The sequence below is a fragment of the Thermobaculum terrenum ATCC BAA-798 genome (genome assembly GCF_000025005.1).
Lineage (GTDB): Bacteria > Chloroflexota > Chloroflexia > Thermobaculales > Thermobaculaceae > Thermobaculum > Thermobaculum terrenum.
In genome coordinates this window covers 881521-898978 of the sequence record NC_013525.1, presented here as the reverse complement: position 1 = coordinate 898978, position 17458 = coordinate 881521, and the positions used below count along the sequence as shown (strand labels likewise).

General features: G+C 46.8%; 13 protein-coding genes. 2 read left to right on the top strand and 11 right to left on the bottom strand.

The genetic code is table 11. From position 1 onward, the window contains the following. Positions 1-1509: an alpha,alpha-trehalose-phosphate synthase (UDP-forming) gene (locus TTER_RS04225; RefSeq protein ID WP_012874791.1), complete on the bottom strand. Its 1509-nt coding sequence runs from the start codon at positions 1507-1509 to the stop codon at positions 1-3. Between the two features lie 123 nt (positions 1510-1632). Here TTER_RS04225 and TTER_RS04220 point away from each other — a divergent pair, with 123 nt between their 5' ends. Beyond that, entirely contained in the window at positions 1633-2979 is a 1347-nt protein-coding gene (locus tag TTER_RS04220) for an AAA family ATPase (protein ID WP_012874790.1), read from the top strand. Between the two features lie 18 nt (positions 2980-2997). Here the strand turns inward: TTER_RS04220 and TTER_RS04215 are convergent, their stop codons facing one another. The 3 genes from TTER_RS04215 to pdxH form a co-directional block, all read right to left on the bottom strand. Further along, positions 2998-3711, bottom strand: a complete 714-nt coding sequence (locus tag TTER_RS04215) for a PIG-L deacetylase family protein (protein ID WP_012874789.1) — start codon at positions 3709-3711, stop codon at positions 2998-3000. Between the two features lie 59 nt (positions 3712-3770). Next, on the bottom strand, positions 3771-6311 hold the full coding sequence (gene lon, locus TTER_RS04210) for an endopeptidase La (RefSeq protein WP_012874788.1): 2541 nt from the start codon (positions 6309-6311) through the stop codon (positions 3771-3773). A gap of 143 nt (positions 6312-6454) precedes the next feature. Continuing rightward, entirely contained in the window at positions 6455-7057 is a 603-nt protein-coding gene (gene pdxH / locus TTER_RS04205) for a pyridoxamine 5'-phosphate oxidase (protein WP_012874787.1), read from the bottom strand. Between the two features lie 71 nt (positions 7058-7128). Here pdxH and lysA point away from each other — a divergent pair, with 71 nt between their 5' ends. Further along, a complete protein-coding gene (lysA, locus tag TTER_RS04200; protein ID WP_012874786.1) occupies positions 7129-8385 on the top strand; it encodes a diaminopimelate decarboxylase in 1257 nt (418 codons plus the stop codon). 34 nt (positions 8386-8419) lie between these two features. On the opposite strand, the gene gndA is transcribed toward lysA, so the two are convergent. The 7 genes from gndA to TTER_RS04160 all read right to left on the bottom strand — a co-directional run bounded on the left by gndA (position 8420) and on the right by TTER_RS04160 (position 17383). Then, positions 8420-9892 carry an NADP-dependent phosphogluconate dehydrogenase gene (gndA, locus tag TTER_RS04195; RefSeq protein WP_012874785.1) on the bottom strand — a complete coding sequence of 491 codons (1473 nt, stop codon included), beginning with the start codon at positions 9890-9892 and terminating at the stop codon, positions 8420-8422. Between the two features lie 151 nt (positions 9893-10043). Beyond that, positions 10044-10994, bottom strand: a complete 951-nt coding sequence (locus tag TTER_RS04190; protein ID WP_012874784.1) for an MDR/zinc-dependent alcohol dehydrogenase-like family protein — start codon at positions 10992-10994, stop codon at positions 10044-10046. Between the two features lie 20 nt (positions 10995-11014). Then, positions 11015-11947: a carbohydrate ABC transporter permease gene (locus TTER_RS04185; protein ID WP_012874783.1), complete on the bottom strand. Its 933-nt coding sequence runs from the start codon at positions 11945-11947 to the stop codon at positions 11015-11017. A gap of 12 nt (positions 11948-11959) precedes the next feature. Beyond that, positions 11960-12880, bottom strand: coding sequence for a carbohydrate ABC transporter permease (locus tag TTER_RS04180; RefSeq protein WP_169302618.1), 921 nt, complete (start codon positions 12878-12880; stop codon positions 11960-11962). A 72-nt stretch (positions 12881-12952) separates the two neighbouring features. Continuing rightward, on the bottom strand, positions 12953-14467 hold the full coding sequence (locus TTER_RS04175; RefSeq protein WP_012874781.1) for an extracellular solute-binding protein: 1515 nt from the start codon (positions 14465-14467) through the stop codon (positions 12953-12955). A 99-nt stretch (positions 14468-14566) separates the two neighbouring features. Beyond that, positions 14567-15565, bottom strand: a complete 999-nt coding sequence (locus TTER_RS04165; protein ID WP_012874780.1) for a LacI family DNA-binding transcriptional regulator — start codon at positions 15563-15565, stop codon at positions 14567-14569. 102 nt (positions 15566-15667) lie between these two features. Beyond that, positions 15668-17383 carry an alpha-amylase family glycosyl hydrolase gene (locus TTER_RS04160; protein WP_169302617.1) on the bottom strand — a complete coding sequence of 572 codons (1716 nt, stop codon included), beginning with the start codon at positions 17381-17383 and terminating at the stop codon, positions 15668-15670. Positions 17384-17458: the final 75 nt, after the last annotated feature.

The following is a 17458-nucleotide window of genomic DNA, read 5'->3' as shown; positions in this document are numbered from 1 at the left end:
CTATGCTCCAATCAACCAACTGATATCTATGAGCTGGCTATTAAGCCAGGCAGTCACGTCTTCGTTGATCACACATTCCCTAAGGCGTGCCAAGAACTCTCTTTTTTCCTCAATCGGCATGGTGAGGGCTTTATAGAGAGCTTCTGCTGTGCCCAATATATCTGCAGCAGTAACGGAAAGCGGTAGTGGTGCGAACTGCTCAAAAGCACCAGCGCCATCCGAAAGCACCAAGGCACCATCCCTCTCGTTCACCAAGACACCCTCTTTAGCAACTAAGTTCATTCCATCTATTAGAGGATTAACTAAAAGGACATCATAGTAACGCATGGCAGCTAATGCGCGTATATAGTTATCCCCGATAAAGGCTTCAACAGGCCTCCAATAGTCTGTGCCGTGCTTTATATTGATCCTGCCAATAGCCGCCATAACCTCATCCTGGTATCTGCTATACTCTGGGATACTGCTCCTGGAGGGCACTAACATTGCTAAGAATTTCACCCTCTCCTTTAGTTCTGGATGTTTGTCTAGCATAAGGCTATAAGCTTCAAAACCCCTCAGCAGGTTCTTGCTAGGTTCTATCCTGTCGACTCTGAGTATATTCTTTTCACCGAAGTACGGTCTAAGGAACTCAAGTTCCTTATCAGCTTGCTCGCTATGCGCAAGGCGTGACACATGCTCAGTATCGATGCTAATAGGATATCTACGAACAAGCGTAGTCCTGTTCCTATACCTGATACTGGCTAGATCGTAATCAACCCTGACTCCTGGGACAAAAGTGCCAGCAGCCCTCAGAAAGTTAACAGCCGAACGATTAGTTTGAAAGCCTGCTATGTCACAGGCAAGCAAAGATGAAACTATCGCCTGTCTCATCTCTACTGGCAGCACTCTAAGATAATCCGAACCCGGAAAAGGTATGTGAAGGAAAAATTGAATAACGATATCAGGGTGTTTTTGCCTTAGGAAACCTGGAACAAGATACAGCTGATAATCCTGAATCAGAACTATGGGGGGCTTATCAGACTTCTCTATCTCCTGTGATAGAACGTCTGCGAAAGCTTTGTTTGCAACTACATAACCTTCGTGCCATGCCTGCCATTCCTCAGAGCCTATCATAGGCTCTCTTGGTGTGTCCCACATGTAATGATGGATGAACCAGAGAAGGGGGTTGGCTATAACATTGTAGTACCAATGATATACCTGCTCATCGAGTAAAACGAAGCGCAATCGATAGCTAACGTCACCCTCTTCGACAGTTATAGTGGTATCACCATGTTCTTTAGCTACCTGCCTATCGCCCTCGGTCATAGCACAGGCAACCCAAGTAGGATGGGCATACTTGCTTATCGCACTTACAGCTGTGACTACTCCACCGGCTCCACGCTTCTTGCTGTAACCTTCATCTACCACCTCAAATTCAAATGGCCCCCTATTAGAGGCTAATATTAAGTGGTTCTCCTCAAGTAACCTGTCAATTCTTTGCCTATCAGGCTCGTCGAGTGAAGAATACATTAGGCATATCTCCTAGCTTACTATGGGGCTGAACTTTGTTATTTGAAGAGCAGGATTTTCTATAAGTACAATTTTAACAGCAAACCCAGCTAACTATAGGATATATCTCCATAGAGGAATATTTTGGCAATAAACGCGAGTCAGACCTTAGAGATCAATCTATATAAGCCTCACCTGATAGTCCTAATAGGAGCAGCAGGTTCTGGCAAAAGCACGTTTGCGAGGAAGCATTTTCGCATCACGGAGATCGTATCAAGCGATTACTGCAGAGCCCTAGTAGGTGATAACGAAGAGGTTCAGTACTACAGTAAACAGGCTTTTGAACTTTTCTACTTCATCATACAGAAGCGAATGGAACTTAACAAGCTGGTAGTAGCTGACTCAACAGCACTCAACAAATCAGTTAGACAAGAATTACTTAGACTAGCACGCAGACACTACTACCCAGCCACTGCAATCATACTGAACACATCTTTGGAGACTAGGCTAGCACGCAACTCAAGCCGAAACAGGGTTGTGCCACAGGATGTTATGCTAAGGCAGCAAGCTATGCTTGAGGTAGCTCTCCGAGAAGTCCACTCTGAGGGATGGGATAAGATATACATCCTGAACGAGGAGGATGTAGATATAGTAAGGATAAATCTGATAACGCCTCCTATATATCCAAGAGTGGAACCTCCATACGACATCGTTGGCGATGTACATGGCTGCTACGATGAATTGCTAGAGCTCTTAGACAAGCTTGGATGGCAAAAGATAGACGGTGAATGGAAGCACCCCGAAGGAAGGACTCTGATCTCTATCGGAGATCTTGCAGACAGAGGGCCAAAAGTAGTTGAGTGTTTCGAGCTTTGGATGGAGCTATGCAGACAAGGTAAAGCCCTGTTTACCCCTGGGAACCATGACAATAAGCTGATGAGATATCTAGAAGGTAGGAGAGTGCAGATAAAGCATGGATTAGAGGCCACAGTCGGCCAGCTAGAGTCCCTAGACGAAAGCAAAGCCCTGGAACTAAGGAGAAGAATCCACGATTTTATAAAGGACGCAAATCCCTATATGGTGCTGGACCGATACAATCTGGTGGTAGCTCACGCCGGGATAAAGGAGCGAATGATAGGCAAGATGTCCCGTGCTGTACAGGATTTTGTTTTGTATGGAGATGTTACAGGGAGACTAACTCCTGAGGGCTTACCTGAGAGAAGAGATTGGGCCAGGGACTATCATGGGAGAGCTCTGGTAGTATATGGTCACACACCTGTACAAGAGCCAATTATTAGAAACAATACAGTAAACATTGATCAGGGCTGCGTTTTCGGAGGGTATCTTACTGCCCTAAGATATCCGGAACTTGAGTTTGTTCAGGTGAAAGCCAGACAGGTCTATGCAGAGAGACCCGGAGGTATAAAAAGCATCGTCACCGGAGAAGTACCTACAGTTTCTTCTTCCGGTGACGATGAAGATAAACCCTAACAAACTATTCCCGCAGTATTATGATAGGTAGAAGACCTTGAAGGCTTCTGCATACTGCATATCGTGTCCTTCCGCAGTTTGAGCTGCTCTCTCCTTCACATGCTTTTCTAGATCTCTATCGCTTACCTGGCTACGATGCTTCTTGAGGCTCTCTATCTTCTTATTGATAGTATCAGTGATATCGATCCAGCAATCAGGCGTCTCTGTGCCAGTTATGTATACCTCTCTCACTTTATAAGGCTCTAGTCCTTCTGCAGCAAGTTCAGGAAAAGTAAGTCTATCTCTGGCGCTAGGATACACAGCAGCCAGAGTTGCGTCGCCCACTGCGAGGTGATCCGGATGATTCAGGTAGCTGTTTATGCCGAATGACCTGTAAGGGGTCATGGTTATTAGCCTATCTGGCCTATACTTCCTGATAGCACGCGTGATATCTCTTCTCAGCTCTATAGTGTGCTGCACGTAAGCATCAGGGTATCCAAGAAACTCAACTTCTGAGATCCCCAAAACTTCTGCTGCCTCAAGCTGCTCTTGGCGACGGATCTTTATAAGCTCTTCAGCGCTCATGTTAGGGTCATTAGACCCTTTGCTTCCATCGGTAACCACAACCAAATACATCTTTATACCTTCAGCTACCCACTTGGCTATGGTTCCAGCAGCCATGAATTCGGCGTCATCTGGGTGTGCAACTACCACTAAACCACGTTCAACCTTACCATTGCCTTCCTGAGTCATATCAGATCTCCCTCAAAAAGTATTCACCTAATCATCTATTCTTGCACAGAAAACGTTATCTAGCTAGTTGCTGCCAAGGACGGTAACGGCAGATTCAATGCGGTCTGTAACACCTGATCAACACTATCAACAAACACAAACTCCATCTCTTTCCGGAGTTCCTCAGGTAGATCCTCCAGGTCCCGCTCGTTCCGCTTGGGAAGTATAACTGTTCGAATACCAGCTCTATGGGCAGCCAGTACCTTTTCTTTTATTCCGCCAACAGGCAGAACTTTACCCCGAAGTGTAATCTCACCAGTCATAGCCACATCGGATCTCACTGGTTTCCCAATAGCTGCCGATGCTAATGCGGTGGCCATGGTCACGCCAGCAGATGGACCATCCTTAGGTTGTGCACCTGCTGGCACATGTATGTGTACGGTTTTATGATCCAGTGCAGAGGATTCCAGGCCAAGCATGGACATAGAAGCACGTATGTAGGTTAGAGCAGCCTGAGCAGACTCCCGCATTACATCACCCAACTGGCCTGTAAGTATCAGACGATCCTCTTCCGAAGGCGTTATAGAAGCCTCTACATAGACTATATCCCCACCAACCGGGGTCCATACAAGCCCTGTGGCTATCCCAGGTCTGTCTATACGCTCAGCCGTCTCATATTCAAAATATGGCCTCCTTAGGAATTCACCCAGGTTATCCTGAGTGACTTGGAAGGGGCCGGCCTCCCCCTCGGCTATCCTCCTTGCCAGTTTTCTGAGTACGGAAGCTATATGCCTCTCAAGGTTACGTACACCTGCCTCTCTCGTATATCCTCGGATTATGGATTTTATAGCCTCATCGGTGAAATCCACCTCCTCAGGCTTAAGACCATTAGCCTTAAGTTGCCTGGGGATAAGATATTGCCGGGCAATATGGATCTTCTCATCTTCTGTATAACCAGACAGTTCTATGATCTCCATCCTGTCACGCAAAGGTGCAGGTATAGTATCCAAAGTGTTGGCAGTAGCTATGAACATAACCTTTGAAAGGTCAAACGGTATATCGAGATAGTTGTCCCTGAAGGTGTGATTCTGAGCAGGGTCTAATACCTCTAGCAAAGCAGCCGCTGGATCACCCTGAAAACCAACTGATATCTTGTCAACCTCATCTAACATGAACACAGGATCCGAGGATTCGGCGCGCATAATGCTCTGTATGATTCTGCCTGGCATAGCTCCTATATAGGTCCTACGGTGGCCTCTTATTTCAGCTTCGTCCCTGATACCTCCCAGGCTCATACGAACAAACTTCCTGCCCAGAGCTTTAGCTATACTCTGCCCAAGGCTAGTTTTACCAACACCAGGAGGACCAACAAAGCACAGTATAGGTTCCCTGAAAAGATCTTCCTGGGTTTCACCTTTCAGTTCTTCACCTGTTTCGTTCTCCGCCTGAGATTCTAGGACCTCCTGCATACGCTGCTGGCGAAGCTTCTTAACAGCTAGATACTCAAGAATTCTCTCTTTTACCTTATCCAGATCATAGTGATCTTCATCAAGTATTCTCCTTGCCTTGGGAACATCTATCTCCACCTCAGTAGTTATCCCCCAAGGCAAGCTCAATATCATTTCAACATAAGTGCGTATTATTGAGTGTTCGGGAGAGGCTATCGGCACCCTCTCCAGCCTGGCCAATTCCTTCTCGACTTGGCTGCGAGCCTCTTCAGAGAGCTTTACCTGGCTAGCCTTCTCTCTAAGCTGATTTACTTCTGCTATCTGCTCGTCTTCTTCGCCTAGCTCACGCTGGATAGCCTTAAGCTGCTCTCGCAACAGGTACTCTCTCTGGGCTTTCCCCATGTGCTCCTCGGCCTGATTTTGGATCTGTCTACCAATTTCAAGTACCTGTATCTCATGGTTAAGAATCTCGTTTATACGTAGGAGCTTATCTCTAACTGAATTGAGCTCCAGGATCTCCTGACGAGACTGAAGGTCTATACGCAGTGAGCTGGCTATCAGATAGACTACCTGCCTGGCATCAGATATATTCGAAACATAGGTCCCGAGCTCTTCAGGCAGCTGCGGATTAAGACTTAAGAGTTTCTGGAAGTTCTGAATAGCATTTCTTCTCAGAGCCTCTATCTCTATATCTTGTACATAGTCTTCTTTTATAACCTCTATATCAGCCACCAGATAAGGCTCTTCCTGAACGACCTGCAGGATTCTCATCCTCTCCAATCCCTGCATGGCGACCATAAGAGTACCGTCAGGACGCCTTAACATCTGTGCAACGCGTCCCACAGTACCCTCCATGTATATATCGTCGGGACCAGCCTGCTCTATATCAGAGCTCTTCTGTGCGGATAGAGCCACGAGCCTGTCGGACTTCATGATGTCATCAATGAGACGAATAGACCTTGGCTGTCCTATAAGCAGAGGCTGGACAGCAAAGGGGAACACTATTACGTCTTTTAGAGGGAGCAGAGGCAGTCTAGAAGGTATATTGGGGGCGTGATCCCTCTGTGTTTCCTGATCTGTGGTCTCTATCGATCGCCTATCCGATCGCTCATCACTTGGTCTTTCCACTTCCTGCTCTACAGTCTCAGTAATATCTCGTTCTTCCTCGTTCATATCTCTCACCTGCAAAGTCAAGTCAGTCAGCAATATTAGCTTACGAGACTTCAAGATTATAATTCGAATGATTGTTGGACGATAGATTTTATTAAGTACCGCTAGGCATATAGGTTATAGCAATCTGGCCTAGGGTTATGCAATTAGGGCGCAAGCCTGTCCAGACTCCAAGTACCGTCCTTGAGAAGATATCTAAACCTATCGTGTAGCCTGTTGGGCTTTCCTTCCCAAAATTCAAAAGCATGAGGAACTATCCTATATCCACCCCAAAATTCTGGACGTGATACCTGCTTGCCTTGGAATCTTCTCTCAACTTGCTCAACTAGAGATTCAAGATAACCTCTATCCGGTATTACAGCACTTTGTGGTGATGCCCAAGCAGCTATTTGGCTGCCGCGAGGTCTGCTAAGAAAATACATATCAGATTCTTCTTCAGATATCTTCTCTACCCTACCTTCTATCCTTACCTGCCTTTGGCAAGGATTCGCCCAAAAAAAGGCCGCAGCAGCATATCCTGTCTCCTCTAACTCCCTGGCCTTACGGCTATTATAATTTGTGAAGAAGACAAACCCTCTCCTATCGAAAGCCTTCAAAAGTACCATTCTTACCGAGGGCAGACTTGCCCTAGAAACTGTAGCCAGGGCCATGGCGTCCGGCTGAGGATTACTACTATTACGAGCAGCATCGAACCAAATTCGGAACTGCTCATAGGGATCCGGATTCATGTATCGATATGCGTCGGTCATACCCTATTCTAGCGACTCCATTGAAATCGAAAGTAAAATTGACCATACAGACGAATATCAAGGAGTGTATAGTGCTTGATACCGCTTTCCATTACAGGGGCGATACCCTCTATTGCGAGGATGTTCCGCTCGTAGACTTAGTTAAGGAATATCAAACCCCGCTGTACGTATACTCAGCAAATTATATAAGAAACGCCTATCAAAAACTCAAAGAATCCTTTGGAGGCTTTCCTACCAAGATATGCTACTCCCTTAAGTCGAACCCAAATATATGGATAGGGAAGTTATTAGCAGACCTTGGAGCAGGAGCAGATGTTACCTCAGGTGGAGAGTTATTTAGAGCGCTCAAGGCAGGTTTTAACCCGGAAGATATAGTGTTTGCTGGAGTTGGCAAATCCTCACGTGAGATAGTAGAAGCTCTAAGATCGGGGGTAGGGTTATTCAGCATAGAAAGTGAGCAAGAACTTAGGAAGATATCGGAATTAGCCCAAAGCCTGAATAGGGTGGCCAATATATCCATTAGGGTCAACCCTAATATAGATCCCCATACCCACGAGAAGATAACTACAGGTCTGAGGAGCAACAAATTCGGAGTACCAATTGAAGAAGCTCTCCGTGTTTATCAGCTTGCGTGTACGCTCCCAGCCATTCGAATTGTTGGGATTGGAATGCACATAGGCTCTCAGTTGGTAAACTTGGATCCGGTGATTCAAGCTGCGAACACCATCCTAGATATGGCTGAGGAGCTTATTAATACTGGGATCAGGCTAGAGTACATAGACATAGGCGGAGGATTCGGCATCAAATACAAGGATGAGTCTCCAGAAGACCCAGAGATCGTAGCGAAAGCGTTAGAGCGTAGATTGAGAGATCTCAAGCTCAAGCTGATCATTGAGCCCGGTAGATTCATATCGGGGCCTAGTGGAGCACTACTGACGTCAGTTCTTTATACAAAAACCTCAGGAGGCAAGAAGTTTGTAATAGTAGATGCAGGTATGAATGCTCTGATTAGACCCGCTTTATATGACGCTTATCACCATATACAGCCTCTAGTAAGGAGGGATAAAACCGAAATAGTGGACGTGGTGGGGCCTATATGCGAGTCCTCGGACTATCTAGCCAAAGATAGATTACTTCCACAGGTTTTCCCCACAGAAACTATTGCTATATTGCAGGCGGGTGCTTATGGCTTTGCTATGGCGAGTGAATATAATAGCCACCCCAGACCTGCAGAAATACTAGTAGATGGGAATAAAGTCCGACTAATAAGAAAAAGACAAACGTACGAAGATCTAATCAGATTGGAGTTGGAGGCTGAGGACTTATAGTCCTCAGCCTCGAAACGAAATAGATCTAAGCTCTCTACTTACCGTTTACAGGTTCGTCCTCACCGCCTTCATCACCGGTCTGCTTGGCAGAGGCTGTTACTTCTGCCCATTCAGTATGGAATACTCCTGGCTTATCTATGCGCTTATAAGTATGAGCACCAAAGAAATCTCTCAAGCCCTGTATAAGGTTAGCCGGGAGGCGCTCAGATCTATAAGCATCGTAGTAGTCAAGAGAAGAGCTCATGGCTGGGCAAGGTATGCCGAGCTCTCTGGCTACGGATATGACATACCTCCAGTCATCGTTCATAGAGCTAACAGCCTCGGCAAAGTCAGGGTCCAGAAGCAAGTTGCTCAAGTTTGGATCATTCTTGAAAGCTTGCTGTATGGTATTCAGGAGTTGGGCACGTATAATACACCCTCCTTTCCATATACGTGCAAGCTCCGCAAGGTTCAGCTCGAAGCCGTATACCTCGGAGGCCTTCCTCATGAGCGCAAATCCTTGTGCATAGGAGCTGACCTTGGAAGCGTACAAAGCCCCCTCAAGAGCGTCTATCAACCTCTGCTTATCGTATGATTTCGAATTGGCAGCTGGACCTCTGAGGACCTTGGAGGCCTTTATTCTCTCCTCCCGCATAGCGGATATATTTCTTGACCAGACAGCAGCATCTATAGTCGGTACAGGTATGCCAAGCTCACTAGCGTTCTGTGTCGTCCAACGACCAGTACCTTTTTGCTCTGCCTCATCCAAAATAAGATCTACAAGAGGCTTACCAGTATCGGGGTCGTTATACGACAACACCTTGGAAGTTATCTCTATCAGGAAGGAGTTGAGCTTGCCTTCGTTCCACTTGGCGAATATCTCGGCTATCTCCTGAGCTGAAAGACCTAGTGCATGTCTGAGAATATCATAGGCTTCTGCGATGAGCTGCATGTCGCCATATTCGATGCCATTGTGCACCATCTTCACATAGTGACCAGCTCCATGAGGGCCAACGTATGTGACACAAGGACCATCCTCTACCTGTGCTGCTATCTTCGTAAGCGCAGGCTCAAGCAGGGTGTAAGCTTGCCTCGGGCCCCCAGGCATCAGGCTTGGACCGTGACGAGCGCCTTCCTCACCACCACTTATACCCATGCCTACAAAATATATACCCGTGCCCTGGAACTCAGCATCACGCCTAATAGTATCCTGGAAGAAGGAGTTGCCACCATCAACCACCACATCTCCCTCTTCTAGGTAAGGCTTGAGCTGAGAGAGCATGGCATCAACAGGAGGTCCTGCCTTTACAAGTATGATTATTCTCCTGGGTCTTTCTATTAGCTGCACAAACTCCTGAATAGTGGAGGCTCCACTGATAGGTCTATCTTTAGCAGGACCCTCAAGGAATTCCTTGGTCCTCTCGTAGGTCCTATTATAGACCGCTATAGGAAAGCCGTGATCAGCGATGTTGAGCGCGAGGTTGGCTCCCATCACTGCCAGTCCAATAAGCCCGTAATTGGTAGTCACTTTTGACCCTCCTAACAAATTTTGCTATAGCCCACCGGCTATCAACAAACAGCAAGATAAGTACCGATCAAATCATAGCGCAAACATATATGCAGGTGAAATGAACATTAGGTAGGAGGGCTAGACTTGATCAAAGTAACCTACCCAGCTGCTACAACATTGATACTACTGACTTAATGAATCCATCAGGTTTTCGTTCAGCAGTTGCGAAGGCATCGTTGATAGACCCTAACGGGAACCTATGAGTTATTAGATCGCCCATGGTAAGCAGGCCATTTTCCATCAAATTTACGCCAATAGACATACCTCTAAGTATTATTTTGGGATCTCTGAAGTGGCAATTCACTATCTGTAGAGCCTTGTAGTTCCACTGACCAAGAGGAATACACCGAGGTTCCCCCTGATGATAGCCAACTATAGCGATCTTGCCATGCATCCTGACTATATCACCTATAAAATTCAGCGGAGCTTGATGACCCGTTACCTCAAAGACTGCATCCACGCCTTTGCCATCAGTCAAGTCTGCAACAGTATGCTTTATATCCTCTCTAGCCAGATCTATAAGATGTGTAGCTCCTATGTTAGACGCTAACTTCAACACCTCGGGGCGTATATCAGCTACTATTAGCCTGGCAACACCTTGAAGTTTAAGCAGCTTCAGCACTAAGCTGCCCATATAGCCCGCACCAACCACTAGGACATCGTCTCCTAACGAGACGTTGGTCAGCTCAACAGCGTTTACAGCACAGGCCAGGGGCTCAATAAGCGCTTGGTCAATAGGCACATTCTGCAATCGAAAGCAATGATTTACATCAGCTAGGACATAATCCGAAAAACCTCGTTCTGTAACCCAGACAGCCACCCGATCACCTGGATGAAATTCCTTTACATCGGACCCCAGTTTCTCTACTATTCCTGCCACTTCGTGACCAGGAAATCGTGGAAATTGAACATCGCCAGCCCTACCATCCCAGACATCCAACTCCGAAGTGCACACGCCGCATACAGCTACCCTAACTAGTACCTCTCTGGGGCCAGGTTCTGGTATTGGGCAATCGATTAAATCAAACTTTCTCGGGGCAAGTAGAACTGCAGATCTCATCACTTTGCTCTCCATTCCATTTATTTCAGGCCGGTAAGTGTAATACCTTGTATGAACTGCCTCTGGAATAACAAGAACATTAACAGGACTGGAAGGGTAGCCAATACTGACCCAGCCATAACGAGGTCCCAGACCGTCCGGTTCTTGATCACAAATAATGCTAGTCCCAGAGGAAGAGTTTGCAGCTGATCGGAACTGATTATGATCAGAGGCCAGAAGAAATCATCCCAGGTATAGGAGAAAGTGAATATGGCATGGGCAGCGAGAGCCGGACGACATAGAGGCAGAACTATCTGCCAATAAATCCTCCAGTGAGAAGCACCATCGATCTTTGCAGCTTCTAATAATTCATCTGGAATGGTTTTCATATACTGCCGTAACAGGAATATCCCGAATGTGCTGACTACTCCCGGAGCAATCAGTCCCCAATAGGAATCTAGCCAGCCATGACCACCCTGTCCAAGAAGGTTGTTTCCCCCAAAGAGGGGAATATGCTTGAGAATGAGATAGGAAGGGATAAGTGTGACCCAACCAGGGATCATCATCGTAGCCAATCCAATGGCAAATAGTACGTCCCTTCCTGGGAAACGCCTCTTAGCATACGTATACGCAGATAGGGAATTGAAGAACAGTTGCAGAGCTGTAACGCTTATGGAAACATAAGCACTGTTGAAAACCCATCTACCTAGATTCTCAGCCTGGAGGAATCTGATGTAGTTGTCTAGGCTAGGATTTATAGGTATCCAGCTTGGTGGGTACCGAAACATATTATCCAGGCTTTGTGTAGACGCCACAACCATCCAGGCAAAAGGAGCAGCGAAGATGACTGCTCCTGCTGATAGTATCGCATATAGTGCTAATTTACCTAGAGATTCAAGAAAAATCCTCCTAGCAGACCGGCGTCTTCTTATGGCTGTTTCTATTGCAATTTCACGTCCACCCACTACTGCCATGTCAACTCTCCCTTAGTACTCTATCTCACGGTAGGCAAGACGCCAGTAAATAATCGTGAACACTATCATCATGGCAAACAGACAGTAAGCTATCGCTGCAGCATACCCCATTTCGAAATCTCGAAATGCTTTCTGGTATAGGTAGAAAGCCACTGTAGTAGTCCTTCTTATCGGTCCTCCACCTGTCATTAACAGGATTTGTCCAAATACCTGCAGCGAGCCAATCATGGCAACTACGAACTGGAAAAACATAGTGGGGCGAAGGAGCGGTACAGTTATGTATATCAATCTTCGGAAGGCACTTGCTCCATCTACTTTGGCAGCATCATAGATCTCCTGCGGGATGGACTGCAGAGCTGCCAAGTACACTACCATGTGAAAGCCTACCCCCTGCCATACGCTGACAGTGATAACTGCCGGCATTGCTAGGTTCCTATCCGATAACCAAAGTATGGGTTTGTCTATGATATGTAACTTGAGGAGATAGTAATTGAGTAGGCCGTAATCACCTGAAAAAACCCACTTCCAGATAATCGCGGCAACCACTAGTGATGTAACACCCGGAAGGTAATACAGAGTCCTAAATAATCCTCTGAACCTGATCTGGGTGTTTAGCATCAAGGCAACTAACAGCCCAATAGCCATGGTGACAGGTACAGAGACAGCAGCAAAATAGAGAGTATTTACTATCGCCCCCAGGAAATAACGATCGTGCAGCAGCTCTCTATAGTTTTGCATGCCCACAAAAGGCTTTTGCGGCTCCAGTATATTCCACTGGTGAAAGCTAAGGTAGAATGAGAATCCTACACTGAAGACTGTAAACACAGCGAAGAGTATCAATCCCGGTGATAGAAATAGATAGGCTGTCCACTCGCGCCTTGCCTCATACAGTACTCTGCTAAGTCCAGATCGCCTGGTAAGCGGTCTCGTCATGGCTTGCATCGATCACTCCATCAGGTTAATAGTTATGGCTGCAAGGTGTTATTTCCCTTGCAGCCATAAACGCTAACTCTTATGCTTCTGTATGATCTCCTCAGCTCTAGCAGCCGCATCATCCAAAGCCGTAGCAGCATCCATCTCCCCGTATATAACTTTTTGGAAGTTCTCATTCAATATCTGATCGATCTGACCCCAGTAAGGGAAGTCATAAGCTGGATCAGATACTCCACACTTCATCATCTGGGCAAAATCCTTAAGCAGCGGGACGTTCTTATAAAGATTAGGATTATTCAGCAGCGACTTCCTTACTGGCAAAAGCGTGCTAGGATTCTTGGGTGTACCTGTGTTCCACTTGGCAACGTTCTGCGGAGCAGAAAGAAACTCTATCCATTTCCAGGCAGCATCCTTGTTCTTACTCTGGGCAAAAATAACCAGAGCATCACCAGCTATAACGGTAGCACAGTACTTGTCACGAGGCATGGCAGCAGCGCCCCACTTGCCCTTTGTCTTCGGAAACTCACTTAGTAGGGTTCCAGCAAACCAAGCACCAGCTTCGTACATAGCTACCTTACCTTGAGCGAAAGCTACTCTGCCATCCCAAGAGTTGGAACCATAAAGATCTGGTGGTGAATATCTCTTCAGGCCCAGATAAAATTCTGCTGCTTTCTTACCATTGGCATCGTTGAACATGATCTTGCCGTCAGGGGACATCAAACGTCCACCAGTCGACCAGAGCCATGGCAACCAATAGTAGTTAGCCTCGGAAGCGAAGATTGCAAATCCATACTGCCTCTTTGATGGTATAGTGAGTTTCTTGGCAGCTTCCTCAAAATCCTCCCAAGTCCAGTCAGGCTTTGGCGGCTCTAAACCAGCCTGCTCAAAGAGGTCTGTGCGATAAAAGATACCGGTGGATTCACCATCGAACGGCAAACCATAGAAGTGCCCCTTTATCTGCGCGGCCTTGGCAAATTCTCCTACGTAATCTTTCGGATCAACTGCCCTGCTTTTCTGAATATAGGGATCAAGCTCCACTAGAGCGTTCCTCGTGCCAAAGTCTGTAACCGCACTCAGATCCAGATATGCAGCATCAGGAGCATTGCCACCTGCTATCTGAGTAGTTATCTTGGTGACGATGTTCTCAGCATCTACATCCTGGAACTTTATCTTGATATTGGGGTGCAGCTTCTGGAATTCATCCGCGTAAGGTTTGAGACCAGCACTTACCCAAGAGGCAAAAGTTATGGTTACAGGCTGGCTCGGATCAGGTATGGAAGGGCTAAGGTTTGCAAGATCAAGTTTCTGCCCTATAGGTGTAGGTTCTGGTCCCTGAGGAGTGGGCGAAGCCATCGCACTAGTCGTCGGGCTTGCCAAGGGGGTTGGGCTCGCCGCTGGACTAGGAGATGGGCTTACAGCTGCCGAAGCAGCTGGAGTGGGAGACGACGCCGGTGATGGGCTAGGAGAAGTAGGTGCTGTTGTGGGTGTGTTTGATGTCGTAGCTCCTCCACAAGCGGCTAATACTACACCTCCAGCAGCTACAGCACTCAGCCTAAGAAAAATCCTTCTCGATAGTCTTTCATTCATTGCCACTGTCCTCCACCTCCTGCACTTGGTGCAAGTAATTAATTATTTCTTGAGCTAACCACACTTAGAACTAATAGCGCTCACCTCCTCCCACACAAATTAGACTGACCTGCAGCTCTCCCTTACTACTAGAGAGGTCGGCAAGACCACGCGAGTTATCTGTTTGCCTTTGTCTTTAATCCTCTCTAAGAGTAGCCCTACAGCTGTGCTAGCAAGCTCCTCAATAGGCTGGGCTATAGTCGTAATAGCTGGCACCATGGCTTGAGCTATAGGGATATCATCAAATCCTATGATGGAGATATCATCAGGTACCCTGAGACCCTTTCTGCGAATAGCTCCTATAGCTCCTATGGCCATAAGGTCGTTGTAGGCAAACACTGCTGTCATGTCGATACCTTTTTCAAGGAGTTCATTCATAGCCCTCTCCCCACCCTCAAAACGGCCATCGCCACGCACAACTCTGTCTTCAGGCAGCTCTATACCAGCTTCTGCCAACGCCTGCCGAAAGCCAGCAATCCTCATAGCACTTGGAGTAACATCTGATGGCCCTGCGATACATGCTATATGCTTGTGACCCAGATCGGCTAAGTACTTCCCAGCGATGTATCCTCCCTGCTCGTTGTCTACCATCACCTGGTCTACAGGCAAAGTTCCGAGATCCCTGTCAACGACCACCAATGGAACTCCGGCTGATAGTACCCGTCTCACTGGTTCAGGACGATTACCAGAGGAGATAAAGAGTATACCGTCCACCTGCTTGGCAAGCAGCACATCTATATAATTAGACTGCTTAGCATCTGAGAGATCAGAGTTGCATAATATGACGCTATACCCTGACCGAAAGCCAGCATCTTCTATTGCACGGGCCATCTCAGCAAAGAATGGGTTGGAGTTATCTGGGACAAGCAGCCCTATAGTATGCGTAACGCGTCTTCTCAGTCCTCTAGCAATCAGATTGGGGCGGTAATTGAGGATCTTTATAGCTTCCCTTACTTTCTCTTCAGTAGCAGGATCAACAGGGCGAGTGCCATTAATAACGTGAGAAACTGTGGATACCGACACACCTGCCATGTTAGCAACGTCTTTGATAGTAGCCATAAGCCCTCGCAATCGTTTGCGCAATCGTTTGTATCGAATATAAACCTTTTTACTGCTAAATGCAATACCCTCTTTTTGAGGTTGTGGAGCTATAAGCTAGAACTAAAAAGCCAATATCTTGGCTTCGTAGGCACCTAAAGACAAATTGATATGCGAACTCTCTATCTCCATTTTGCCAGGATGCCCCAGTATCAACCTTGGGGTAGAAACAGTTCTTAGCTTCATATCATCCTTCGGTAGATTTATCCTGCAAACAAGATCCTCAGATGAGAAGTTAAGGGCTACAAGAAACCAGCTATCTTGGGAATTGCTAAAGCGGGTGTAGGCTAACACCTTAGATTGAGGGTCTGTATCCAGAAGCATCCACTTTCTGCTATGAATAGCAGGCTCATTTCTCCTTAGTGCTATAAGCTTTTGATAGAGACTCTTCAGGCCGTACTTATCCTCCCAACTTATCGGACCTTCCGCAGAATAAGGTTCGTATTCTGCTCCAACCTCATCACCCGTATAGATACAAGGTACTCCAGGTAGAGTTAGCAGCAGCGTGGCCGCAAGCTTGGTATACGGCAGTCCATACTTGGAGATGAATCTTTCCCCAGTATCATTATTGTTGATGAAGCGAAATATCAGAGCGTCCTCATGGTAACCTTGGCCGAAGTTAGTGAGTGCATCACGAAGTCTCCACACTACCATGCTCTCGAGGTTAAAGACTCGCTCCCAGGCCCAGTGTCCTAGCTCCTCAGTCCAGTCATAGGCTGCATCGAAGCCGTGAGTAAAGTAGTAAGGATCACGGGCACTAGCTTCGGCCAGAAGAAAGAGATCAGGCTTGACGCTCTTGAGTTCTTCCCTCCACTGAGGCCAGAAATCAGGCCTGCGTTCCCTAATACCCCATGCCACATCTACCCTAAAGCCATCAACATCATACTCCCTTACCCAGTAGGTAAAAGCACGCATCATCCAGGCTCGAACCTCAGGATTATCATAGTTCAAGTTAGGTAGATGGGCCCAGTCGAAGTAGTACTGATAGTTTCCACTACTGTCGTACATGTAGAAATCGTAATAGTGAGAGAACTTACCATGCTTTTGAGTATCTAGAAAATACGGATGCTGAGATGATGTGTGGTTAGGAACAAAATCCATAAGTACTTTTATGCCCAAGGAATGGGCAGTCTTTACGAGATCTCGGAAATCCTCTTCAGTCCCGTAGTCTTCTCGTAGCTTGAAATAGTCCACAACTGCGTACCCAAAGTCCCCGGGTAAAGTAGCGTTTATGGGAGAAAGCCAAATAGCGTTCACTCCGAGATCGTGCAGGTAAGGGAGACGCTGAGTTACAGATTTGAAAGGAGGATCTCCAAACAGAAAAGGTACTACACCATATACTACAGCTGAATCTATCCAATCAGGATGATCACGCATCACGTCTGGCACCTGCGGCTCTCCTTTGTCATACGTGAAGTGGAAAATTGCTCTCTCTGAAATGTGTTGACCAGCCCTAACCTGGAGGCCAATCTCAAATTGCCCACTTACAATTCCCTTGGGCGAGAGTCTAATCTGAGATTTATCACCAGAGTCGGTAATAATAAAACGCCTCGAGATTTGAGTAAGATCCCAGTTATGAATCAGATCTGACCCGGATAACCTATAGGAATCGACTTTAAGTACTAGATCCCTACCATCGACCTTTGCCGATATGTGCGGTAGAGGTAAGGCTGGTATCTTCACATCAATCTCTAACTCATCAGTGCCGACAGCCTTACCATCAGCAGAGATATATCCAGAGGTGATGGTGTTAGTACCTGGTTGCAGTCGGACAGACACACTAGTTGGTTTATCCGCCTTCAGCTGCAAGATGCGTTTTCCCAATGGCGTAGAGACAAATACTTTTGATCCACT